Annotated in this window: 23 protein-coding genes; 10 read left to right on the top strand and 13 right to left on the bottom strand. The window is 64.0% G+C overall.

Annotation, left to right across the window (positions count from 1 at the left end; all coding sequences use genetic code 11):
* Nucleotides 1-73: 73 nt before the first annotated feature.
* Entirely contained in the window at nucleotides 74-1,792 is a 1,719-nt protein-coding gene (aceK, locus tag J4P02_RS08135) for a bifunctional isocitrate dehydrogenase kinase/phosphatase (RefSeq protein WP_426189067.1), read from the bottom strand.
* Nucleotides 1,793-2,182: 390 nt separating this feature from the next.
* Between aceK and J4P02_RS08130 the strand changes: the two genes are divergently transcribed.
* Nucleotides 2,183-3,808: a methyl-accepting chemotaxis protein gene (locus tag J4P02_RS08130; protein WP_426189066.1), complete on the top strand. Its 1,626-nt coding sequence runs from the start codon at nucleotides 2,183-2,185 to the stop codon at nucleotides 3,806-3,808.
* 71 nt (nucleotides 3,809-3,879) lie between these two features.
* Nucleotides 3,880-4,770 carry a DMT family transporter gene (locus J4P02_RS08125; RefSeq protein ID WP_426189065.1) on the top strand — a complete coding sequence of 297 codons (891 nt, stop codon included), beginning with the start codon at nucleotides 3,880-3,882 and terminating at the stop codon, nucleotides 4,768-4,770.
* 20 nt (nucleotides 4,771-4,790) lie between these two features.
* Here J4P02_RS08125 and J4P02_RS08120 read toward each other — a convergent pair whose 3' ends face one another.
* The 4 genes from J4P02_RS08120 to cysK all read right to left on the bottom strand — a co-directional run bounded on the left by J4P02_RS08120 (nucleotide 4,791) and on the right by cysK (nucleotide 8,874).
* Nucleotides 4,791-5,165, bottom strand: coding sequence for a type 1 fimbrial protein (locus tag J4P02_RS08120; protein WP_426189064.1), 375 nt, complete (start codon nucleotides 5,163-5,165; stop codon nucleotides 4,791-4,793).
* A gap of 322 nt (nucleotides 5,166-5,487) precedes the next feature.
* Nucleotides 5,488-6,351 (bottom strand): DMT family transporter, encoded by an 864-nt coding sequence (locus tag J4P02_RS08115; RefSeq protein WP_426189063.1) that lies wholly within the window; start codon nucleotides 6,349-6,351, stop codon nucleotides 5,488-5,490.
* Nucleotides 6,352-6,701: 350 nt separating this feature from the next.
* Nucleotides 6,702-7,637, bottom strand: a complete 936-nt coding sequence (locus J4P02_RS08110; protein ID WP_426189062.1) for an aspartyl/asparaginyl beta-hydroxylase domain-containing protein — start codon at nucleotides 7,635-7,637, stop codon at nucleotides 6,702-6,704.
* Between the two features lie 262 nt (nucleotides 7,638-7,899).
* Entirely contained in the window at nucleotides 7,900-8,874 is a 975-nt protein-coding gene (cysK, locus tag J4P02_RS08105; RefSeq protein WP_426189061.1) for a cysteine synthase A, read from the bottom strand.
* Nucleotides 8,875-9,136: 262 nt separating this feature from the next.
* Between cysK and J4P02_RS08100 the strand changes: the two genes are divergently transcribed.
* Together J4P02_RS08100 and J4P02_RS08095 are read left to right on the top strand one after the other, a co-directional pair.
* Nucleotides 9,137-9,982, top strand: a complete 846-nt coding sequence (locus J4P02_RS08100) for an AAA family ATPase (protein WP_016966758.1) — start codon at nucleotides 9,137-9,139, stop codon at nucleotides 9,980-9,982.
* A 12-nt stretch (nucleotides 9,983-9,994) separates the two neighbouring features.
* Entirely contained in the window at nucleotides 9,995-11,173 is a 1,179-nt protein-coding gene (locus tag J4P02_RS08095) for a vWA domain-containing protein (RefSeq protein WP_426189060.1), read from the top strand.
* Nucleotides 11,174-11,235: 62 nt separating this feature from the next.
* Here J4P02_RS08095 and J4P02_RS08090 read toward each other — a convergent pair whose 3' ends face one another.
* The 4 genes from J4P02_RS08090 to J4P02_RS08075 form a co-directional block, all read right to left on the bottom strand.
* Complete coding sequence (locus tag J4P02_RS08090; protein ID WP_426189059.1) at nucleotides 11,236-12,153, bottom strand: biotin-dependent carboxyltransferase family protein; 918 nt, start codon at nucleotides 12,151-12,153, stop codon at nucleotides 11,236-11,238.
* On the bottom strand, nucleotides 12,150-12,854 hold the full coding sequence (pxpB, locus tag J4P02_RS08085) for a 5-oxoprolinase subunit PxpB (RefSeq protein WP_426189058.1): 705 nt from the start codon (nucleotides 12,852-12,854) through the stop codon (nucleotides 12,150-12,152). The genes J4P02_RS08090 and pxpB overlap by 4 nt, the downstream gene beginning before the upstream one ends.
* Nucleotides 12,851-13,603, bottom strand: a complete 753-nt coding sequence (locus tag J4P02_RS08080) for a 5-oxoprolinase subunit PxpA (protein WP_426189057.1) — start codon at nucleotides 13,601-13,603, stop codon at nucleotides 12,851-12,853. Before J4P02_RS08080 ends, pxpB begins: the two co-directional genes overlap by 4 nt.
* A gap of 70 nt (nucleotides 13,604-13,673) precedes the next feature.
* A complete protein-coding gene (locus J4P02_RS08075) occupies nucleotides 13,674-14,957 on the bottom strand; it encodes an MFS transporter (protein ID WP_426189056.1) in 1,284 nt (427 codons plus the stop codon).
* A 137-nt stretch (nucleotides 14,958-15,094) separates the two neighbouring features.
* Between J4P02_RS08075 and J4P02_RS08070 the strand changes: the two genes are divergently transcribed.
* A complete protein-coding gene (locus J4P02_RS08070; RefSeq protein WP_426189055.1) occupies nucleotides 15,095-16,012 on the top strand; it encodes a LysR family transcriptional regulator in 918 nt (305 codons plus the stop codon).
* Between the two features lie 147 nt (nucleotides 16,013-16,159).
* On the opposite strand, the gene J4P02_RS08065 is transcribed toward J4P02_RS08070, so the two are convergent.
* The 3 genes from J4P02_RS08065 to J4P02_RS08055 are packed head-to-tail and all read right to left on the bottom strand — an operon-like array spanning nucleotide 16,160 to nucleotide 18,016.
* On the bottom strand, nucleotides 16,160-16,702 hold the full coding sequence (locus J4P02_RS08065; protein ID WP_426189054.1) for a DUF2937 family protein: 543 nt from the start codon (nucleotides 16,700-16,702) through the stop codon (nucleotides 16,160-16,162).
* A 10-nt stretch (nucleotides 16,703-16,712) separates the two neighbouring features.
* Nucleotides 16,713-17,489: a class II glutamine amidotransferase gene (locus J4P02_RS08060; RefSeq protein WP_426189053.1), complete on the bottom strand. Its 777-nt coding sequence runs from the start codon at nucleotides 17,487-17,489 to the stop codon at nucleotides 16,713-16,715.
* A 32-nt stretch (nucleotides 17,490-17,521) separates the two neighbouring features.
* The gene (locus J4P02_RS08055) at nucleotides 17,522-18,016 is read right to left on the bottom strand and encodes an MFS transporter (RefSeq protein WP_426189052.1); all 495 of its coding nucleotides are present in this window, start codon (nucleotides 18,014-18,016) and stop codon (nucleotides 17,522-17,524) included.
* A 100-nt stretch (nucleotides 18,017-18,116) separates the two neighbouring features.
* Here J4P02_RS08055 and J4P02_RS08050 point away from each other — a divergent pair, with 100 nt between their 5' ends.
* Together J4P02_RS08050 and J4P02_RS08045 are read left to right on the top strand one after the other, a co-directional pair.
* Nucleotides 18,117-20,171, top strand: a complete 2,055-nt coding sequence (locus J4P02_RS08050) for a S9 family peptidase (RefSeq protein WP_426189051.1) — start codon at nucleotides 18,117-18,119, stop codon at nucleotides 20,169-20,171.
* A gap of 102 nt (nucleotides 20,172-20,273) precedes the next feature.
* Nucleotides 20,274-20,747 (top strand): cyclic nucleotide-binding domain-containing protein, encoded by a 474-nt coding sequence (locus tag J4P02_RS08045; protein ID WP_426189050.1) that lies wholly within the window; start codon nucleotides 20,274-20,276, stop codon nucleotides 20,745-20,747.
* Between the two features lie 160 nt (nucleotides 20,748-20,907).
* Here J4P02_RS08045 and J4P02_RS08040 read toward each other — a convergent pair whose 3' ends face one another.
* Entirely contained in the window at nucleotides 20,908-21,213 is a 306-nt protein-coding gene (locus J4P02_RS08040; protein ID WP_426189049.1) for a hypothetical protein, read from the bottom strand.
* 75 nt (nucleotides 21,214-21,288) lie between these two features.
* Between J4P02_RS08040 and J4P02_RS08035 the strand changes: the two genes are divergently transcribed.
* The 3 genes from J4P02_RS08035 to J4P02_RS08025 all read left to right on the top strand — a co-directional run bounded on the left by J4P02_RS08035 (nucleotide 21,289) and on the right by J4P02_RS08025 (nucleotide 23,126).
* Nucleotides 21,289-21,975: a spermidine synthase gene (locus J4P02_RS08035; RefSeq protein ID WP_426189048.1), complete on the top strand. Its 687-nt coding sequence runs from the start codon at nucleotides 21,289-21,291 to the stop codon at nucleotides 21,973-21,975.
* A 49-nt stretch (nucleotides 21,976-22,024) separates the two neighbouring features.
* The gene (locus J4P02_RS08030) at nucleotides 22,025-22,402 is read left to right on the top strand and encodes a YajD family HNH nuclease (RefSeq protein ID WP_426189047.1); all 378 of its coding nucleotides are present in this window, start codon (nucleotides 22,025-22,027) and stop codon (nucleotides 22,400-22,402) included.
* Nucleotides 22,403-22,658: 256 nt separating this feature from the next.
* The gene (locus tag J4P02_RS08025) at nucleotides 22,659-23,126 is read left to right on the top strand and encodes an RNA methyltransferase (RefSeq protein WP_426189046.1); all 468 of its coding nucleotides are present in this window, start codon (nucleotides 22,659-22,661) and stop codon (nucleotides 23,124-23,126) included.
* Nucleotides 23,127-23,160 lie beyond the last annotated feature (34 nt).

Here is a 23,160-nt window from a genome sequence, read left to right as displayed (position 1 = left end):
GGCAGAGGCCAGCCACACACTACCAGCCCACGTCACTGACTTGCCGCTTGAAGCTCGAAACTTGTCGCTGCCGTCATTCTTCCAGGCCTTGGCGCCGGTAAGGAAAGACATCGATGATCTTGCCGGCGCGGATCGCCTCCTGCAGGCCCTTCCAGTAGTCGGCGTTGTACAGCTCGCCGTGCAACTGGGCGAACAGTTTGCGCTGGCCGGCATCGGCGAACAGGAACGGCGGGAATTCCTCGGGGAACACGTCGTGGGGGCCAATGGAATACCAGGGCTCGGAGGCCATCTCGTCTTCCGGGGTGCGCGGCGCCGGAATGTGGCGGAAGTTGGCCTCGGTGAGATAGCAGATCTCGTCGTAATCGTAGAACACCACCCGGCCGTGACGGGTAACGCCGAAGTTCTTCAGCAGCATGTCGCCGGGGAAGATATTGGCCGCCGCCAGTTGCTTGATCGCCAGGCCGTAGTCCTCCAGGGCCTCGCGTACCTGGTCGGGGTTGGCGTGTTCCAGGTAGAGGTTGAGCGGAGTCATGCGGCGCTCGGTCCAGCAGTGGCGAATCAGCACCGTCTGGTCTTCCACCGCCACGGTGGACGGCGCCACTTCCAGCAGTTCCTCCAGGCACGCCGGGTCGAACTTGCTCAGGGGGAAACGGAAGTCGGCGAACTCCTGGGTGTCGGCCATGCGCCCGACCCGATCGACGCTTTTCACCAGGCGGTACTTCTCGATCACCGTGGCCCGGTCGACGTTCTTCGACGGCGAGAAACGGTCCTTGATGATCTTGAACACCGTGTTGAAGCCCGGCAGGGTGAACACGCTCATGACCATGCCGCGCACCCCGGGGGCCATGATGAAGCGGTCGTCGGTGTTGGCCAGGTGGTTGATCAGCGCGCGGTAGAACTCCGACTTGCCGTGCTTGTAGAAACCGATGGAGGTGTACAGCTCGGCGATGTGCTTGCCCGGCAAGATGCGCTTGAGAAAGCCGATGAACTCCGCCGGCACCGGCACGTCCACCATGAAGTAGGAACGGGTGAAGGAGAAGATGATCGACACATCAGCCTCGTCGGTGATCAGGGCATCGATCTGGATGCCCCGGCCCTCGCGGTGCAGCAGCGGAATCACCAGCGGCCACTGTTCCTCGTGGGTGAAGATGCGCCCCACCAGGTAGGCGCCCTTGTTGCGGTAGAGCACCGAGGAAAACAGCTCCAGGGTCAGCTCCGGGTCCTTGCACACCCAGTCCGGCAGGCTTTCGCGCAGTTGCCCCAGCAAGCGCCGCAGGTCGCCGGGCAGGTCGGCGTAGTCCTCGCTGAAGCGGTAGTCGCTGAACACCTGGGCCAGCATCCCGGACAGATCGCCTCGCGGCTGATAGCTGCGGGTTTGCGCAGACCGCGCCCGACGCAGGCTGGGGCGGGTGGTGTGGATGAACATGCAGCCGTCGCTGATCAGGTCATGGCTGAACAGCCCGCAGAAGATCGAGTTGTACCAGGTCTCGGACAGCTCATCGTCGAAACGCAGGTCGATCAGGCTGATATAGGCACTTTTCACCAGCGGCCACTGGCCGACATCCATCAGCGAGTCATCACTGAAGGCCTGGTGCAGCCGGGCCACGGTTTCCCCGACCTTTTCCTCGTACAGGTTGATCCGCGCGGCCGAGGCCGTTTGCGCCTGCTGCCACTGCGCCTGCTCGAAGCGCTGCCGGGCACCGTCGGTGATCTGGCGGAAGTGCTCGCGGTAGTCGTCGAAGCCGTCGAGGATCATTCGGGCGATATCGGCGGCGGGCCATGGCTGCGGCATAGGTAGACCTCTGCGGGAATTTGAGTTGCCAGAGCTTAGCCAGTGAAGCGACCTGAGGAGAAGCGCATTTTTGCCTCGCCAAAGCTTGACCCTGCCTTCTGCATCGAAGTTTTTTAATCGACCGATCGGTCAATAAAAACCCTTTGAGTCAGCCCTCTTGCCACTTAATCGATTCATCTGTCGGCCGCCCAGGCTGCGGCGTGAGCCCTTTAGGGCGGTCGAAAATCACCTCACCTGAACCGTAAAGCGTCTGTAATTTTGGCTACAAAGGCTCTATCTCGGCACTTTCAGAATGATGGCACTTTGACATATAAGACTCCTCCCCCCTCTACCAACAACGCCAATTCACGAGGGCCCAAGGTTTTTTCCATAGTCTTCAAGGAGCACATGATGTCGATCAGGAACATTCGAATCGGTTTACGCGCCAGCCTGAGCTTTGCCCTGCTGGCCAGCCTGCTGGTGGTAGTCGGGCTGTTCTGCCTGGGCCAGATGGCCAGCTTGCGCGAGAGTGCGAAAGTCATAGAAGCGTCGTGGATGCCGAGCATCGAGAACATCCATGACGGCGCAGCCAATATCGCCACTATCCGCCTGGAAGCGCTGCGGCTGATTGCCAATGAGCAGCGTCAGAGCCGCGACAACAGCAAGCGCATCATCAATGAGCAACGCCAGGAACTGGCCCAGCGCCTGGAACGGCACAAGCGCCTGCTGAGCAATGAACAGGAGGCTGCCATGCTTGAACGGCTGAAACAGGGCGTGACCCTGTACGGCAGCATTCTCGAACAGGTCATCCAGCAGATCGACGCCGGCGCGACCCAGCAGGCCTACGCCCGCCTCAACAACGAGCTGGCGCCCCAGGGCAAGGTGCTGGACCAGGCCTTGGAAGAGCTGATCCGGTTCAACCAGGGCGGTGCCGACAGCGCCGCGGAACAGGCCGCCGCACTCTATGAGCGCTCGCAGTGGATAGTCGGCAGCCTGATCGTCACCGCACTGATCGGCACCCTGCTGCTGGCCTGGCTGCTCACCCGCAGCATCACCGCGCCCCTGGCCCAGGCATTGGCCGTGGCGCGCACGGTGGCCGCCGGCGACCTCAGCCAGCCCATCGACAGCCAGGGCCGGGACGAGCCGGCGCAACTGCTCGGTGCCCTGGCCACCATGCAGGACAACCTGCGCGCGACCATCCGCGGCATTGCCGACTCTTCCCGGCAACTGGCCTCGGCCGCCGAAGAGATGAGCTCGGTGATGGAACAGAGCACCCGTGGCCTGCAAGCGCAGAACGATGAAATCGAACAGGCCGCCACCGCCGTCACCGAAATGAGCGCCGCAGTGGATGAAGTGGCGAGCAACGCGGTGTCCAGCGCCGAAGCCTCGCGCACCTCGGACCAGGACAGCCAGCATGGCCAGCGCCAGGTCAGTGAAACCATCGAGTCGATCCAGAGCCTGGTGGGCGAAGTGCTCGGAGCCTCGCAGCAAGCCCAGGGGCTGGCCACCCAGGCCCAGGACATCAGCAAGGTGCTGGAGGTGATCCGCGGCATCGCCGGGCAGACCAACCTGCTGGCGCTCAACGCCGCCATCGAAGCGGCCCGGGCCGGCGAGGCCGGGCGTGGTTTTGCCGTGGTGGCCGACGAGGTACGCTCCCTGGCCCGGCGTACCCAAGACTCTACCGAAGAGATCGAGCAGATGATCAGCAGCATCCAGCACGGCACCGAAGCCACGGTCGGCGCCTTGCAAAGCAGCGCCGAGCAGGCTGGACAGACCCTGCAACGGGCCAACGACGCCGGCACTGCCCTGGAGAAAATCACCGGGGCCATCTCGCAAATCAGCCAGCGCAACCTGGTGATCGCCAGCGCTGCCGAACAGCAGGCCCTGGTGGCCCGGGACGTGGACCGCAGCCTGGTGAACATTCGCGACCTGTCGACCCAGACCGCCGCCGGGGCCACCCAGACTTCGGCTGCCAGCCAGGAACTGTCGCGATTGGCGATAGACCTTAACGGCCTGGTCACGCGATTTATCCTGTAAAGCATGCGATAAGGTTTGCCAGGCACTGAGGCTCTCGGCAAGATTCCCGCCCTTCAAGAAAGGAATTTGCCGTGAGACCTGTCGATCTCCTGCGCCTGCTGTCGCTGGCCGCCATCTGGGGCGCGAGCTTTCTGTTCATGCGCATCATCGCCCCGGTGCTGGGCAGTGTGCCCACGGCGTTTTTCCGCGTGTCGATCGCCGCTGCGGGCCTGCTGGTGCTGCTGGCACTGATGCGCATCGACTGGGACTTTCGCGGCAAGCTCAAGACCGTACTGCTGCTGGGGGTGATCAACTCCGGCTTGCCCGCCACCCTGTATTCGGTGGCGGCTCTGGTGTTGCCAGCGGGCTACTCGGCGATCTTCAACGCCACCACGCCGTTGATGGGGGTACTGATCGGCGGCCTGTTTTTCCACGAACGCTTGAGCCCGAGCAAGTTGGCCGGGGTCTGCCTGGGGCTGTTCGGCGTGGGCATCCTGACCCGCGCCGGCCCCGTGGCCTTCGACCACGACCTGCTGCTGGGCGCCCTCTCCTGCTTGCTGGCCACCACCTGCTACGGCTTTGCCGGGTTCCTCGCCCGGCGCTGGCTGGACCAGGCCGGCGGCCTGGACAGCCGCCTCTCGGCCCTGGGCAGCATGCTCGGCGCCACCCTGTTGCTGTTGCCGCTGTTCGCCTACCAGGCCATCCAGCATCCACCAGCCAACTGGGGCGGCTGGAACGTTTGGCTATCGCTGCTGGGTCTGGGCCTAGGCTGCACGGCGTTCGCCTACGTGCTGTATTTCCGCCTGCTGAGCGCCATAGGCCCGGTGCGCTCGATGACCGTGACCTTCATGATTCCGCCGTTCGGCGTGCTCTGGGGGGCCTTGCTGCTGGGCGAACCACTGTCCATGGCCCACCTCTACGGCGGCGCGCTGATTGCCGCCGCGCTGTGGCTGGTGCTGCGGCCGGCAGCGAAACCGGCCTGAGCTGAATCCCGCTTGCGGTTTCAGGGAACGCTCAAGGTAATCAGGTAAGTCCCGGAAACCAGCGGCTTGCCGGCCTGGTCGACAAAGGCATAACGCTGATCGTAATAGCGGCCCTGGGTACCGCTGTCGGCCAGCAGCTTGACCTTGACCCGGGAAGACGCCAGGCCACTTCTGGCCATGGGGTCGACGCGCTGCACATCGATGCTGCCGCCCCGGGAACCTTGGGGGCACTGGCGCAGTTTCAAGCCGCTGCTAGCAGCGCTGGAGGCGCAATTGGTTTCGACGATGCTGCCGGTAAAACGGATGACGCCCTGGGCAACGGGGGCTGCGGCGAAGCAGCTGCTTGATAGTCCTAACAACAAGCCAAACGCGGTGACGGCGAACTTGACGTTCATGCTGACTCTCCTTTGTGTAAGGACTGTGTCGTCAGTCTAGGTACCGGCTTTAACTTTTAGGGTTTAGCTGATGGACCATTTGGGAATACCCTGAAAAAAGTCCAATCATCTGGTTATTTATTGAACCTCGAGGGTTCGTTCAAACAGCCTGCTGCACTTTTGCCCAAGGGCGATAAGCGCCCTGCTTTCCTCGGCCTAGAGACCTTGGCGACACTGATGTCATATAGCCACCATCCAAGGCTATAGTCGATCATTCATGCAATCAATGGAGAAAGGACAGCGGCCGGGCATTGCACCCGGCCGCTGTGCTCAGGTGCAGCGCTTAGGCGCTTTTACGGAAGACGAACACCAGCCCGACAATGATCAGGCCCATGCCGATCAGGCTCAGCAGCGCCAGGCGATTGCCGAAGAAGGCGTAGTCCATCAGCGCGGTCACCGCCGGCACCAGGTAGAACAGGCTGGTGACATTCACCAGGTTGCCCTGGGCGATCAGTCGGTACAGCAGCAGCGTGGCCAGTACCGACACCACCAGGCCCATCCACAGCACGGGAATCAGCAAGCCCAGGCTGTGTTCGAAGTGAAACGGCTGGAACGGCACGAACAGTGCGCACAGCAGCAAACCTGCCAGGTACTGCACCGGCAAGGTGCCCAGGGGGTTGTCGGTGATGCGCTTCTGCATGATCGAGCCAGCGGTCATGCACAGCAGTGCCAGCAGGCCGCAGAGCATGCCGGAAACGGAGATCCCCGCCAGGCCGATGCCCTGGTAGACCACCATGATCAGGCCGGCCAGCCCCAGGCCCAGGCCGAACAGCCGGCTCCAGGAACGCTGGCGCTCCATCATTACCACGGTGAGGATCGGCTGCACCCCCATGATGGTGGCCATGACTCCGGGAGTGACCTTCAGGTCCAGGGCTAGGATGTAGAAGATCTGATAGGCCCCCAACAGCACCAGCCCGGTGGCCACGGCAACGCCCATGGCCCGGCGGCCCCTCGGCAGCCGCAGTTTGAGCAGGGGCACCAGCAGCATCAGGCCGGCCAGGGCGATAACGAACCGCAACAGCAGGAAGGCAAAGGGCGAGGCATGGGCCAGGCCCCATTTGGAGAAGATCGCGCCACTGCTCCAGAGCAGGACGAACAGGCTCGTGGAAGCCGCCGCAAGCGCGGACTTTTTAGAAATGAGCAACATGAAAACCACCTGTAATCAGGCAAGAAGCCAATTCAGCCGAAGCTGAAATTCAGTAGTGTTTGTTTCAGGCGGGCGCAGGCAACAGCAAGGTTGCTGATCAGCCCGAGAAGCCAACGCCCGGCGGTGATACGACTGCGTACACCGGCGTGCTACTGACAGGTGGGGGGTACTGACCGATCTGCACAGGCTGCTGATTCCCGCACGGCACGACGCCAGCGTTGACCGCTGAAACCACTACCGCGTTGATGAGGGAATTGGCCATGTGCCGATGGTTCTCGAAGGAAGGGATGAGTCGATTGACTGATCGGGCGCCGACTATAACCAGCGCCCGAGATTCATTGCAAGATTTATCAGAAAAGCCATTTCCACAGCAGCGCCAGCACTACCACCGCCAGCACTGGACGCAGAATGCGGTACAGCTTGGGGTTGCGCCGCTTCCACTGCTTGACCACGCCGCTGAAGCTGTCGCTGAAGCGCTTGCTCCAGGCGTAGGCCTGGTTGATGCCGCCGACGCGCTCGTCATCGAGGTTCTGCGGCGCGGTAGCGCGGCCCAGCTGTCTGCTGACCCAACGGTTGATACGGGTCATCAGCGGGCTGCTCAGCGGCCGCTCGATGTCGCAGAACAGGATCACCCGGGTGATATCGGTTTCGTTCTTCACCCAGTGCACGTAGGTCTCGTCGAACATCACGTCCTGGCCGTCGCGCCAGGCGTATTCCTCGCCATCGACGAAAATCCGGCAAGCGTCGGAGTTGGGCGTCGACAGGCCCAGGTGATAACGCAGGGAACCGGCGAAGGGATCACGGTGCGGGTTCAGGTGGCTGCCACCGGGCAACAGGGCGAACATCGCGCCCTTGACGTTGGGAATGGCGCTGACCAGTTCCACGGTCTTGGGGCACAGGGCTTCGGCCGAAGGCAGGGGCCTGTCGTACCACTTGAGGTAGAAGCGCTTCCAGCCCTTCTTGAAGAAGGAGCCGAAACCGGCGTCGTTGTTCTTTTCCGCGGCGCGGATATAGCCCTCGTCGAACAGGTGCATGGCCTCTTCGCGGATCACTTCCCAGTTGTCGCGCAGCACGTCCAGTTCGGGAAACTTGCTGCGGTCCAGGTAGGGTTTGGAAGGCACCCCGGAAAACAGGTACATCAAGGTGTTGTAGGGGGCGAAGAACGCCGAATGGTTGACGAACTGGCGCAGAACCGGCAACCGCGCCTTGCCGCGCAGATGCACGTAAAGAATGCTGCCGACAAACAGCGACAACACCGCGAACTTGGCGGCAAAGGAAAAGCTCATGCAACAACTCCTTGGAAATAGGCGCCTGTACAGGTCGCATGAAAACCACTGGGTCTTCAAACGGCCTGTGGGAATGTTCACCCGACCTGGCAGCCGGCAATGATAAACACTCCAGGGCCCTGGAAAAACCCGCACGACTGAACATTCAGTGTTAACGGTCGCGCAACAAAGGCGTTAAGTAGCATAAGGCGCAAGGGGCGAGACTGATGTGGGTCAGCATTCGCCGGCAGCCGGGTGGCCGCCGGCGAATGCCTGCGCCGCTTTACTGCTGGTTTTCCTGTTCGGTGAACAGGTCGCTGAACAGCATGCTCGACAGGTAGCGCTCGCCCGAGTCGGGAAGGATCACCACGATGGTCTTGCCCTGCATTTCCGGGGTTTCGGCCAGGCGCACCGCCACCGCCATCGCCGCGCCGCAGGAGATGCCGCAGAGGATGCCCTCCTCCTGCATCAGGCGCAGGGCCATGGCCTTGGACTCCTCGTCGCTGACCAGCTCCACCCGGTCGACCATCTCCAGGTCGAGGTTCTTCGGCACGAAACCGGCGCCGATGCCCTGGATCTTATGCGGGCTGGGCTTGATTTCCTCGCCGGCGAGTTTCTGGGTGATCACCGGCGAGCTGATCGGCTCCACCGCCACCGAGAGAATCGGCTTGCCCTGGGTCTTCTTGATGTAGCGCGACACACCGCTGATGGTGCCGCCGGTGCCGACCCCGGCCACCAGCACATCCACCGCGCCGTCGGTGTCGTTCCAGATTTCCGGACCGGTGGTCTTCTCATGGATCGCCGGGTTGGCCGGGTTGTCGAACTGCTGCGGCATAAAGTAGGTGGACGGATCGCTGGCAAGAATTTCCGCGGCCTTGTCAATCGCGCCCTTCATGCCCTTGGCCGGCTCGGTGAGCACCAGCTCGGCGCCCAGGGCCTTGAGCACCTTGCGCCGCTCGATGCTCATGGACGCCGGCATGGTCAGCATCAGCTTGTAGCCACGGGCGGCGGCAACAAAGGCCAGGCCGATCCCGGTGTTGCCCGAGGTCGGTTCGACAATGGTCATGCCCGGCTTGAGCCGGCCGCTGCTTTCGGCGTCCCAGATCATGTTGGCGCCAATCCGGCATTTGACCGAATAACCCGGGTTGCGCCCCTCGATCTTGGCCAGGATGGTCACCCCACGCGGGGCGATGCGGTTGATCTGCACCAAGGGCGTATTGCCGATGGAATGGGCATTGTCAGCAAAAATCCGGCTCATGGCTGGGTCCTTATGCAGCAGAGAGAAAGTGCTCAAGGTTATGCCTGGCGCCCTTGAGCGTCCAGTCGCCGCGGCCCCGCCACGAACGGCCGCTTCCCGGCGGCGCAGCAAGCTGACCAAGTCACCGCGTGACGCTCCATTCAGAGACTGAATGGACCGTCCACGTTCACAGTCGACCGAGCGCCGCGTTATAGTCGCGCCATCGCCCCCATTCAATCGACCTGCCCCGGGCAGCTCGCCGTCACCGTTCGAGGAATTGCAGATGAAGTTCGAAGGCACCAGCGCGTATGTCGCCACCGATGACCTGAAGCTGGCGGTCAACGCCGCCATCACCCTGGAGCGGCCGCTGCTGGTCAAGGGCGAACCCGGCACCGGCAAGACCATGCTCGCCGAGCAACTGGCCGAATCCTTCGGCGCCAAGCTGATCACCTGGCACATCAAGTCCACCACCAAGGCCCACCAGGGCCTCTACGAGTACGACGCGGTAAGCCGCCTGCGCGACTCGCAGCTGGGGGTGGACAAGGTCCACGACATCCGCAACTACCTGAAGAAGGGCAAGCTCTGGGAAGCCTTCGAGTCCGAGGAGCGGGTGATCCTGCTGATCGACGAGATCGACAAGGCCGATATCGAGTTCCCCAACGACCTGCTGCAGGAACTCGACAAGATGGAGTTCTACGTCTACGAGATCGACGAGACCATCAAGGCCAAGCAGCGGCCGATCATCATCATTACCTCCAACAACGAAAAGGAGCTGCCGGACGCTTTCCTGCGCCGCTGCTTCTTCCACTACATCGCCTTCCCCGACCGCAGCACCCTGCAGAAGATCGTCGACGTGCACTACCCGGACATCAAGAAGGACCTGGTCAGCGAAGCCCTGGATGTGTTCTTCGATGTGCGCAAGGTACCGGGCCTGAAGAAGAAACCCTCGACCTCGGAACTGGTGGACTGGCTCAAGTTGCTGATGGCCGACAACATCGGCGAGGCGGTGCTGCGCGAGCGCGATCCGACCAAGGCCATCCCGCCCCTGGCTGGCGCCCTGGTGAAGAACGAGCAGGATGTGCAGTTGCTAGAACGCCTGGCTTTCATGAGCCGTCGCGGCAGTCGTTAAGAGGCTGATGCCATGTTGCTCAACCTGTTCAATGAAATGCGCGCAGCCAAGGTGCCGGTCTCGGTGCGCGAGCTGCTGGACCTGATCAACGCGCTCAAGCAGCGCGTGACCTTCGCCGATATGGACGAGTTCTACTACCTCGCCCGGGCGATCCTGGTGAAGGACGAGCGCCATTTCGACAAGTTCGACCGGGCCTTCGGCGCCTACTTCAATGGCCTGGAAAAACTCGACGATCACTTGCAGGCGCTGATCCCCGAGGATTGGCTGCGCAAGGAGTTCGAGCGCTCCCTCAGCGATGAAGAGCGGGCGCAGATCCAATCCCTGGGCGGCCTCGACAAACTGATCGAGGAGTTCAAGAAACGCCTGGAGGAACAGAAGGAACGCCATGCCGGCGGCAACAAGTGGATCGGCACCGGCGGCACCAGCCCCTTCGGCTCCGGCGGTTTCAACCCGGAAGGCATCCGCGTCGGCGATGCCGGCAAGCGCCAGGGCAAGGCGGTGAAAGTCTGGGACCAGCGCGAGTACAAGAACCTCGACGACTCGGTGGAGCTGGGCACCCGCAATATCAAGGTGGCCCTGCGCCGGCTGCGCAAGTTCGCCCGCCAGGGCGCGGCGGAAGAGCTGGATATCGATGGCACCATCGACCACACCGCCCGCGATGCCGGGCTGCTGAACATCCAGATGCGCCCGGAACGGCGCAACAGCGTCAAGCTGCTGTTGCTGTTCGATATCGGCGGTTCCATGGATGCCCACGTGAAGATCTGCGAAGAGCTGTTCTCGGCCTGCAAGACCGAGTTCAAGCACCTGGAGTACTACTACTTCCACAACTTCGTCTATGAATCGGTGTGGAAGAACAATTTGCGCCGCACCTCGGAGCGCACTTCGACCCAGGACCTGCTGCACAAGTACGGCGCCGACTACAAGGTGATCTTCGTCGGCGACGCGGCCATGGCGCCCTATGAAATCACCCAGGCCGGCGGCAGCGTCGAGCACTGGAACGAGGAAGCCGGCTATGTGTGGATGCAGCGCTTCATGGAGAAGTACAAGAAGCTCATCTGGATCAACCCCTACCCCAAGGACACCTGGGGCTACACCGCTTCCACCAACATCGTCCGCGAGCTGATCGAGGACCAGATGTACCCCCTGACCCTGCGCGGCCTGGAAGAAGGCATGCGCTTCCTGTCCAAGTAACACTGTCCGCCAGCCAGCTGGCTCCTAACGTAGGAGCCGGCTGGCCGGCGAAGCCCTTCACCTCACCCGAACCTGCGCAAGAACGCCACCTGCTGCCGATGGGCCGTTTCCTGCACCACCGGTGCCAGGCGCACCTCGGTGCCCGGCAGGCACTGCGCCAGCCGCGCCAGGGACAAAGGCGTCAAGGCCCCCAATCGCGGATAACCGCCAATGGTCTGCCGGTCATTGAGCAGGACGATCGGCTGGCCGTCGGGCGGCACCTGGATCGCCCCCAGGGGAATGCCCTCGGAAATCATCGACCGCCCCTGATACTGCAAGGCCGGCCCGAGCAAGCGTGCGCCCATGCGATCGGCGCGGCTGTCCAGGGTCCAACTGCTGTTGAAGGCATCGAACAGGCTCAGGCCGCTGAACTGGCCGATCTGCGCCCCCAGGATCACCTCCAGCGGTGCAGCGGATTGCAAATCCGTCAACTGCCCGGGCGCCAGGCTCTTGAGCGCGCCGCCACTTCCCGAGTACCCCAGCACCCCGCCTTCATTCAGGGCCCGGCCATAACCATCGGGCCCGCCCAGGGACTCGCGCGGCACCGTGGCGCAACTGCCCAGCACCTTGGGCGCGTCGAAACCACCGGGCGCCGCCAGATAGGCCCGAGCGCCGCAGAACGGCTGGGTAAAGCGCAGGCGCTGGCCCTTTTGCAGGACGAAACTGCGCCCCGGGTTCAAGGCTCGCTCATCCACATAAGCCCCCAGGTCGGCACCGGCCAGGGCCAGCAGGCAATAGTCCTCGGCCACCAGGGTCAGGCCGCCCAGGGTGATTTCCACCACCGGCGCGTCCAGGGCATTGCCCAGCAGCCAGTTGGCCCAGGACATCGACACCCAATCCAGGGCCCCGCCCTGGGTCACGCCCAGGTGGCGCACGCCGAAGCGCCCGGCGTCCTGCAGCAGGCATAAAGGCGTGCTGGCCTCGATCAGCAAACGGCTCATGGCGACACCTCCAGCGGCGTGTCATCACCGCCCAGGCGAATGAACTCGGCATGCTCCACTGGGGCGAAACGCACTCGATCCCCCGGTTGCATCAGGCTGTAGCCATCGCGCTGGCGATCGAACAACCGGCTGGGGGTACGCCCGATCAGGTTCCAGCCACCCGGCGATTGCACCGGGTAAGCCGCGGTCTGGCGTTCGGCGATGCCCACGCTGCCCGCCGCCACGCGCTTGCGCGGGGTGTCCAGGCGAGGTGCGGCCAGGCGCTCTTCCACCAGCCCCATAAAGGCGAAACCGGGGGCAAAGCCCAGGGCGAACACCTGGTATTCGCGCTGGCTGTGACGCTGGATCACCTCGGCCACCGACCACCCGCTACGCCGCGCCAGCAAGGCCAGTTCGGGGCCAACGCTGGGGTCGTACCACACCGGCAATACGTGCTCGCGACCGGCCTGGGCGCTAGCCGGTGCCAGATTTCTCAGCGCCTCGGCGATGCGTTCCCGGGCCTGGCCCGGGCTCAGCGCTTGCAAATCGTAATGCACCATCAGGGTGGTGTAGGACGGCACCAGATCGATCAACTGCTCGCCAAAGGCCCGGCGCACGCCCTCGGCGGCGGCCAGCATCCAGGGCATGTGCTCTTCGGCGATCACCTCGAACAGGCGCACCATCAGGCAGTCGATGGCCACCACTTCCACCTGATGCTTCATGAAGCGGACTGCTGGTTCAGGGCTTCACGAATGCGCTGCACCGCCGCCACCGAGCTGGCGTTGTCGCCATGCACGCACAGGGTGTTGGCGTGCAGCAGCAAGGCACTGCCGTCACTGGCGGTCAGGGGCTCGCCGCGGGCGATGGTCAGGGCCTGGGCGATGATGATCTCGGGCTCGTGATGCACCGCCCCCGGCAACTGCCGCGATACCAGGTGCCCGGCGTTGTCGTAGGCGCGGTCGGCGAAGGCCTCGAACCACAGGGTCACCCCGTACTCGTCGCCCAGGGCCTGGGCCGCGCTGTTGTCGCGGGTGGCCATGAGCATCAGCGGCAGCGCTGGGTCGTAGGCCGCCACCGCCTGGATCACCGCCCGCAGCTGGGCTGGCTTGGCCATCATGTCGTTGTACAGCGCGCCGTGGGGCTTGATGTAGCTGACCCGCGCGCCCTGGACCCGGCAGATGCCATCCAGCGCGCCGACCTGGTAGTGCAGCAGGTCCTGGATCTCCTTGGTCGAATAGCTCATGGAGCGGCGGCCGAACCCCGCCAGGTCCTGATAGGCCGGGTGCGCGCCGATGCGCACGCCGTTGGCCAGGGCCAGGGCCACGGTCTTGCGCATGATGCCCGGGTCGCCGGCATGAAAGCCGCAGGCGATGTTGGCGCAGTCGATAAAGGGCATGACTTCGGCATCCAGGCCCAGGGTCCAGTTGCCGAAGCTTTCGCCGATGTCGCAGTTCAATAACAGGCGGCTCATGGTCGGTGCTCCTGTGGTTCTTGTAAGGTCGGCTGCGAGGCAGTGCCGGCAATGCCCCGCAGATTATCAGCTAGCGCGCTTCGAGTTCCTTGCCGCGGGTTTCCGGCAGGCTCAGGGCCGCCAGCACCACCACCCCGTAGGACACCGCAGCAAAGCTGCCGATGGCCAGGCTCAGGGGCACATGCTGGCTGAGCAGGCCGATCAGCAGCGGAAACAGCGCTGCCAGGGCGCGGCCGCTGTTGTAGCAAAAGCCCTGGCCGGAACCGCGGATGCGGGTGGGGAACAGCTCGGTGAGAAAGGCGCCCATGCCACTGAAGATTCCCGAGGCGAAGAACCCCAGGGGAAAGCCCAGCCAGAGCATCACCGCATTGCTCACCGGCATCTGGGTATAGAGCAGCACTATGGTGAAAGAACCGGCGGCGAACAGCACGAAGTTCTTCTTGCGCCCGAGAATATCCGTGAGGAAGGCGCTGACCACGTAACCCACGTAGGAACCGACGATCACCATGGCCAGGTAGCCGCCGGTGCTGAGCACGCTCAGGCCGCGCTCGGTCTTGAGAAAGGTCGGCAACCAGAAGGTGATGGCGTAGTAGCCGCCCTGGGCCCCCGCCGCCAGCAGCGAGGCACGCAGGGTGGTGCTGAGGATGCCCGGGGCGAAAATCTCGTAGAAGCGCGCCGGGTTGCTCGGCACTTCGCGGGCGCGGGTTTCCCGGTACACCTCGGGGTCCTTGACCAGGCGGCGGACGAAGATCACGAAAATCGCCGGCAGGATGCCCAGCATGAACAGCCCGCGCCAGGCGTCTTCCGGCGGCAGCAGGGAGAACAGCAGCGCATACAGCAGCGCCGTCAGGCCCCAGCCCAGGGCCCAGCCGGACTGCACCATGCCCACCGCCTTGCCGCGGTTCTTGGCGCTGATCACCTCGCCGATCAGCACCGCGCCGGCGGTCCACTCGCCGCCGAAACCGAAACCCATCAGGGTGCGGGCAATGAACAGCTGCTCATAGTTCTGCGCCAGGCCACAGAGGAAGGTGAAGAAGGCGAACCACAGCACCGTGAGTTGCAGGGTGCGCACCCGGCCGATGCGGTCGGACAGAATGCCGGCAATCCAGCCGCCCAGGGCCGAGGCCAGCAAGGTGCTGGTGTGGATCAGCCCAGCCTCGGCGGAGGTGATGCCCCACAGCGCGATCAGGGTCGGGATCACGAAGCTGAGCATCTGGGTGTCCATGCCATCCAGGCCGTAGCCGATCTTGCAGCTCCAGAACGTACGGCGCTCCTGCTGATTGATATCCCGGTACCAGGCAAACGGACCGGGACGGCTCGGGGCCTTGGCGGCCTGTGTTTCGGGCGCACTCATGGCGATCTCCAGGGGTAGTTGTTGGTCTTGTTCTTGGCCCCGACGATGCCTATCGTGGGTTGGCGCATTCTTCGATCCGTGCGCCATCTGCGTCCAACTAATAAAAACCGCCCCAAGGCATAAGAAAAGTTGATCCCATGAACCTCAAGTTCCTCGAAACCTTCGTCTGGGTCGCGCGACTGAAGAGCTTCAGCCTGACCGCCGACAAGCTGTTCACCACCCAGGCGGCCATCTCCAGCCGCATCGCAGTGCTCGAGGGCGAGTTGGGGGTGAAGCTGTTCCTGCGTGACTCCCGGGGCGTGAGCCTGACCCCGGAAGGGCTCAAGGTGCTGGAGCACGCCGAACAGATGCTCGACACCCTGCAACTGCTCAAGCAATCCATCGAGACGCCGTCAAGCAAGGTCGGGCGGCTGCGCATCGGGGTCATGGACACTGTGATCCACACCTGGCTCAGCCCACTGGTGGCGCAGATGATGGATCACTACCCGCAAGTGGAAATCGAGCTGGTGGCCGACACCTCGCTGAACCTGTGCGAGCAGTTGCAAAAAGGCTTTCTCGACCTGGTGCTGCAAACCGACCTGCTGCGCCAGGAAAGCATTCGCAGCCTGGAACTGGCCAGCTATCCGGTGGCCTGGATCGCCGCCAGCCATTCGATCTACAACCGCGACTACGCCAATGTCGCCGAGCTGGCCCGGGAGCGCATCGTCACCTATTCGAAGAACTCCCTGCCCCACCAGCAGGTGCTGAGCCTGATGCAAGCCAACGGGGTGCTGGCGCCACGGCTCAATTGCGTCAACTCGGTGTCGGCCATCACCCGCCTGCTGCGGGACGGTTTCGGCATTGGCGCGCTGCCGCCGGTGCTGGTGCGCGAGGAACTGGAGCGGGGCGAGCTGAGCCTGCTGGCCATCGACCAGCGCCCGCCGAACCTGCAGGTGGTGGTGTCATGGCGGGTGGGCGTGGAGCTGGTGGAGGACATTGTCGCGCTGTGCCAGCGCGTGGTGCAGCGCTATGCGCAGAAGGTCGGCAAGCAGCACATAGTGCTGATCGAGCCCTAGTAGACGCCCCCCGCCGACACCACTCGTAGGAGCTGGCCGGGCGGCGTTCCGCTTGCCAGCGAAGGCGTCCTCGAGCCCGATGCAGGTGTTGCGGGCCTCTTCGCCGGCAAGCCGGCTCCTACGCGGATACCGGCGCCGTGGTCAGGTTCACAGGCCCTTGAGGTCGCGCTCTTCGATCGGCCGGCTCTGGCGCAGGCGACGACCGCCCAGCACCACCCAGTCGATCAGTCGGTACAGGCACTCCAGGCCGAAAGACAGCAGCATGGCGCCACTCATGCCCCAGATCATCGCTTCCGGGGTCAGCAGGATCTGGTAGCTGTAGCCGTCCCAGGTTTCCTTGCGGATGTCCGGGTCCGGCGCCAGCAGCACCTGCAACAGGCGGATGTACCAGGGGCCCTGCATCGCCTGGTACTGCTTGTCCAGGGCCAACTGGCGATGCAGCAGGCCGCTCAGGCTCTCGGCATCGCTGCGAAACACCGGGTCGTCGCTGGCCCGGTAATGGGCCACCAGGGCGTTCAGGTCACCCTTGAAGAATTGCTCGGCGGTGCCCTGGAAGCCTCGCAGGCTGTTCTGCGACTCGATCAGGTGAGCCTCGACGCGCTTGGCGTAATCGCCGATGAAACCCGGCACCTGCACACCGACCAGCAGGCCGGCGGCAAACAGCACCAGCCGCAAATAACTGAGCAACATAGGGGTGTCCTTATTCGGTCTGGCCCTGGCTGACGCACTCACCGCGTCGCCACAGGCTCCACTGGCCCGGTTGGTAACGGGTCCAGGTTTCGTTTTCAGTCAAAGGTTCGGTGGCAATCACCGTGACCACGTCGTTGGGCGTGGTTTCGGCCTGGAAGTCGACGATCACATCCACGTCCTTGAGCCGCGCCGGGCCAAAGGGTGCGCGCCGGGTGATCTGCGCCAGCTTGGTGGAACAGAAGCAGAACAGCCAGTCGCCGTCGCTGAGCAAGCCGTTGAACACGCCCTTGCTGCGGTATTCACTGCAGGCCTGGATCAGTATCGGCAGCAGTTGCTCGATCTCCACCGGCTCGGGAAACGTCTCGCGCACCCGGTTCAGCAGGTCGCAGAAGGCCGCTTCGCTGTCGGTATCGCCCACCGGCCGGTAGAAACTGGCCCGGGGCTGGAAGTCCGCCAACTGGCCGTTATGGGCAAAGCACCAGTTGCGCCCCCACAGCTCACGGACAAAGGGATGGGTATTGGCCAGGCACACCTTGCCGACGTTGGCCTGGCGGATATGACCGATCACCACTTCGCTCTTGATCGGGTAGCGCTGCACCAGGTTGGCCACTTCCGACTCACTGCTGGCCGCCGGGTCCTGGAACAGGCGCAGGCCACGGCCTTCGTAGAACGCGATGCCCCAACCGTCGCGATGGGGCCCGGTACGGCCGCCACGCTGCATCAGCCCGGTAAAGCTGAAGACGATATCGGTGGGGACGTTGGCGCTCATGCCCAGTAGTTCACACATGCTCGGACTCTCGCTGGAATGCCGGGGCCGCCTTACAGGCGCGGCTCAACCCGCTTATTCAGGGGCGCGCCCGCAGCCGGCCGGCCATAACGCTCGTTGCCGGCGCCGCCGAAGGGCTGGTCCTCTTCCAGCTCGGCGGCCTTGGCTGCCGCTTGCGCCGCTTCGTTGCGCTGCCGACGCTCCTTGGCCGAGCGCTCGATCGGCCAGCGGATCAGCACGAACAGCAGGTAGATGCCAAAGGCGATCACGCCGTACATAAGCAGATCGGACACCGCGCGCCAGGCGTTGTTGCCCACCTTGAAGGCGATATCCAGGGCGGTAATGGCCACGGCCGGGGCGAACTTCTCGTCGGCCGAGCCGACAACGGTCGGGCTCAGCAGCAGCACCGCCATCAATACACGCAGCGGCTCGCGCAACCAGCGCCACATCCAGCGGGTCAGGCGCATCCACACCAGCAGGCAGCCCAAGGCGGCAAAGGCGTAGAGGCCCCAGGCGATCAGATAGTCGTTCTCGGTCATGGTGTCCATGGCAAGGCAGGCAAAGAGGCGCTTATGATAACGACTTTTCCCGTGTCAGGCTGCACCGCCGTCTGCCAAGCCCTCATTTGTCATCGTTCGAGAGCCACCCATGCCCTTACCCGCCCATGACACCAGCGCCCCGCTCGCCCACAAGGCCGCAGGCGCTGACCCCTATGCCTGGCTGCAGGAACGCGACAGCGATGCGGTGCTCGACTACCTGAAAGCCGAGAACAGCTACCTCGACGCCCAACTGGCCCACCAGGCGCCATTGCGCGAGACCCTGTTCCAGGAGATCAAGGGGCGCATCCTCGAGACCGACCTGTCCCTGCCTTCGCCCTGGGGCCCGTACCTCTACTACACCCGCACCACCGCCGGCGACGAATACGCCCGCCACTATCGCTGCCCGCGCCCGGCGGACGACAGCCTGACGGTGGACGAAAGCCGCGAACAGTTGCTGCTGGACCCCAATGCCCTGGCCAATGGCGGCTTCTTCTCCCTCGGTGCCTTCAGCATCAGCCCCGATCACCAGCGCCTGGCCTACAGCCTCGACACCACGGGGGAGGAAATCTACAGCCTGTTCGTCAAGGAACTGGCCAATGACAAGCTCAGCGAGCTGTCCTTCGACAACTGCGACGGCAGCATGACCTGGGCCAACGACAGCCTGACCCTGTTCTTCGGTGAGCTGGACGACACCCACCGCCCGCACAAGTTGTTCCGCTACCGCCTGGACGGCACCGCAGCCGAGGAAGTGTTCCACGAGCCGGACGGACGCTTCTTCCTGCACTGCTACCGTTCGAGTTCCGAGCGCCAGTTGCTGCTGTCCCTGGGTAGCAAGACCACCAGCGAAACCTGGGCCCTGGACGCCAACCAGCCGCAGCAGGCCTTCACCTGCCTGGCGCCACGGGTCGAAGGCCATGAATACGATGTCGACCACGGCCAGCGCGACGGCCAGTGGGCCTGGTTTATCCGCAGCAACCGCGAGGGCATCAACTTCGCCCTGTATCAGGCACCAGACAGCGGCAGCATTCCCCAACAGGGCGACTGGCAACTGCTGGTACCGCACAACCCCGAGGTGATGCTCGATGGCGTGACCCTCAATGCCGGGGCCATGACCCTGAGCCTGCGCGAAGGCGGCCTGCCGATCATCGAGGTGCACCCCCAGGGCCTGCCGGCCTATCGCGTGCAACTGCCGGACGCGGCCTACAGCCTGCATGTGCAGAACAGCCTGGAGTTTTCCAGCGAGCGTATCCGCCTGCGCTACGAGGCCCTCAATCGCCCGGCCCAGGTGCGCCAGCTGCAATTGGCCGACGGCCAACAGCAGGTGTTGAAGGAAACCCCGGTGCTGGGCCCCTTCGACCCCGATGCCTACATCAGCCAGCGCCTCTGGGCCACTGCCGCCGACGGCACCCGGGTGCCCATCAGCCTGGTGCTCAAGCGCGAGTGCCTGGGCCAGCCGACACCGCTGTACCTGTACGGCTACGGCGCCTATGGCGAAAGCCTCGACCCCTGGTTCTCCCATGCCCGCCTGAGCCTGCTGGATCGTGGCGTGGCCTTTGCCATCGCCCATGTGCGCGGCGGCGGCGAGCTGGGCGAAGCCTGGTACCGCGCCGGCAAGCAGGAACACAAACAGAACACCTTCAGCGACTTTATCGCCTGCGCCGAGCACCTGATCGCCCAGGGCCTGACCAGCGCCCAGCAACTGGCCATCAGCGGCGGCAGCGCCGGCGGGCTGTTGATTGGCGCCGTGCTCAACCAGCGTCCCGAGCTGTTCCGGGTGGCGATTGCCGAAGTGCCTTTTGTCGACGTGCTCAACACCATGCTCGACCCGGAGCTGCCGCTGACCGTCACCGAGTACGACGAATGGGGCAACCCCGAGGAGCCCGAGGTGCATGCGCGGATCAAGGCCTACGCGCCCTACGAAAACGTGCGCGCCCAGGCCTACCCGGCAATCCTGGTGATCGCCGGCTACAACGACAGCCGCGTGCAGTATTGGGAAGCCGCCAAATGGGTGGCCAAGCTGCGGGCCAGCAAGACCGACAGCAACCCCTTGCTGCTCAAGACCGAACTGGGCGCCGGGCATGGCGGCATGAGTGGCCGCTACCAGGGGTTACGTGACGTAGCCCTCGAATATGCCTTTGTCCTGAACATTTTGGACCGGGCCTGAGGAACTCCCGGCGGCGCTCCTGTCTTACCTCTGGAGCACCGCCGGCACCTGCCGGAACGGGCTTGCCCCGTGTAACACAGACAAGAAAAAGACCCCGAGCCCATGTCCGAACCTACCTTACTGAACAACGAGATCCGCGACTGGCTGATGGACTGCGGTCTGTTCGACCCGTTGCTGCCTGCCGACTTCAACGCCGCCGCCGGCTACTTCAGCATCAGCAGCATTCCCCAGGGCCAGGCGATCTTTCGTGAGGGCGATGCCGGCAGCTTCATGTGCATCATCCACAGCGGCCAGGTGGCCGTGCAAAAGAACAGCCACGACGGCCAGCCGCTGACCATCGCCACCCTGCGCAGCGGCCGGGCCTTTGGCGAAATGGCCGTGCTCGATGGCGAACGGCGCTCGGCCACCTGCGTGGCGGCCAGCGACTGCCAGTTGCTCAACCTGGGCAAGGATTCCCTGGAGAAGATGCTCAACGACGCGCCGAAGATCGCCGCCAAGATCATCCGCGCCCTGGCGGTATCCCTGTCCAAACGGCTGCGCATGGCCGACGGCCAATTGCTCGCGCAACAGATCTAACCCCGAAAACCCGTGGCGAGGGAGCTTGCTCCCGCTGGGTGGCGCAGCCGCCCCAATGGCCACTACTCGTTTTCACTCCCTGCAACCTGGACTCAGGTGATGCGGCCGCTGCGCAGCCGAGCGGGAGCAAGCGCCCTCGCCACATAAGCGGCTGCCGGCATCAACCCTGCGCCTTGGGCTTGTTGTCGTTCTGCTCCAGGCCCGGCAGGGTCTGGTCCTTGGGCGGCTTGGGCATGTCGATGGGCGGCAGCAGCGGCGCGCTGCCACTGCTACCGGCTTTCGGCGTGCTGGGCGGGGTCACTTGCGGGTAAGGCGTGGGGGTGGCGGTGCCCGGGGTGCCGAGGGTTGGGGTCGGGGTCACCACCGGGGCGCTTTGCGGCTCGTCGGCCTGGGCCGTGGCCAGCGCCAGGGCTGCGCTCAGGGCGAGCGCTGCCTGGGCAATCGCCGTTAGAATAGTGCGCTTCATCAATGGCTCCATTGCTATTGTCTGGCGTCAGGCTACTCCCAACCGGGGCGTTTTGCCTTCCTCAATGAGATCTCCATGAAACGTTTCGTATTGCTGGACACCACTCCGATCCCCGAAAACGGCGGTGCCTTGTGCCTGTTCGAATACGGCGAGGATTTCGTCATCAAGATCCAGGGCGGCGACGGCGGCCAGTTGATGAACACCCGCATGCACGGCTCCGAGGATGCCCTGGCGCAGATCCCTTGCAGCAAGGTCGCCGGGCGGCCGAATTCACGGGTGCTGATCGGTGGCCTGGGCATGGGTTTCACCCTGGCCGCGGCACTCAAGCACCTGGGCCAGAACGCCGAGGTGGTGGTCGCCGAGCTGGTGCCCGGGGTGGTGGAATGGAACCGTGGCCCGCTTGGGGAAAAATCCGGCCGGCCACTGCTGGACCCGCGCACGGTGATCCGCCTGGAAGATGTGGCCAAGGTTCTGCAGGCCGAGCCCCAGGGCTTCGACGCGATCATGCTCGATGTCGACAACGGCCCCGAAGGCCTGACCCAGAAAGCCAACAGCTGGCTCTACTCCGGGGCCGGCCTGGCCGCCTGCGCCCGGGCCCTGCGGCCCAAGGGGGTGCTCGCGGTGTGGTCGGCCAGCGCCGACCAGAAATTTTCCGAGCGCCTGCGCAAGGCCGGCTTCAAGGCCGAGGAAGTCCAGGTATTCGCCCATGGCAATCGCGGCACCCGGCACACCATCTGGATTGCCGAGAAGCTCAAGGCCTGAGCTAAACTTTGTCCATTACCGTCATTAGTCCTTCTACAAAGGTGAACCCATGAGTTCGTCCACCCCTCCTGCCAACACTGCCAAGCTGGACCGCATCCTGGCCGACGCCCAGCGCGACCGGGAAATGGGCTACCGCGACAAGGCACTGAAAATGTACCCCCACGTGTGCGGCCGCTGCGCCCGGGAATTCTCCGGCAAGCGCCTCAGCGAACTGACCGTGCACCACCGCGACCACAACCACGACAACAACCCCCAGGACGGCTCCAACTGGGAACTGCTGTGCCTGTACTGCCACGACAACGAGCACTCGCGCTACACCGACCAGCAGTACTTCGGCGAAGGCTCGCTAAGCACGCCGAAAGTCGCCAAGGCCACCCACAACCCGTTCGCCGCCCTGGCCGGGTTGATGAAGAAAGACCAAGAGTGATGGTCTGCGGCCGGGCGCCCTGCCCGGCCCTGCACTAACGATTCTGCATGGAAAACCCCGTGGCGAGGGAGCTTGCTCCCGCTCGGCGGCAAGGCAGCCGCAGACCCTGAGTCCCCGACCGCCCTGACACAGCACATTGGCCGCCGTTGGGAGTGCTGCGCACTCCAGCGGGAGCAAGCTCCCTCGCCACAACAAGCCCCCGAGCGGTGGGCAATCCCCGTATAATCGCGCTCTTTTTCTCCAAGGCTCCTCGCTCGTGGCAAACAAAAGGTACAGCTGCATCGGTTTGTATAACCCCAAGTCACCGGAGAACGTCGGTTCGGTGATGCGCGCCGCCGGCTGCTATGGCGTCGCCTCGGTGTTCTACACCGGCAAGCGTTATGAGCGGGCCCGCGACTTTGTCACCGACACCAAGAAGGTCCACCAGGACATTCCGCTGATCGGCATCGACGACCTGAAGAAGATCCTGCCCCTGGGCTGCGTTCCCGTGGCCGTGGAGCTGGTGGAAGGCGCCCGCGCCCTGCCGGAATACACCCACCCGGATCGCGCCCTGTACATTTTCGGCCCCGAAGACGGCTCCCTCGACAAGGAGATCCGCGACTGGTGCGAAGACGTGATCTATATCCCCACCCACGGCTGCATGAACCTTGCCGCCACGGTCAACGTGGTGCTCTACGACCGCCTGGCCAAGGGCAACAACACCCGTTCCGGGCCCAAATTCTAGACCGCACCCTGGTCGATCCGCGGGAACCGGCAAG

Source organism: Pseudomonas sp. NFXW11, assembly GCF_049887815.1.
Taxonomy (GTDB): domain Bacteria; phylum Pseudomonadota; class Gammaproteobacteria; order Pseudomonadales; family Pseudomonadaceae; genus Aquipseudomonas.
This window is presented reverse-complemented; position numbering and strand designations above follow the sequence as displayed.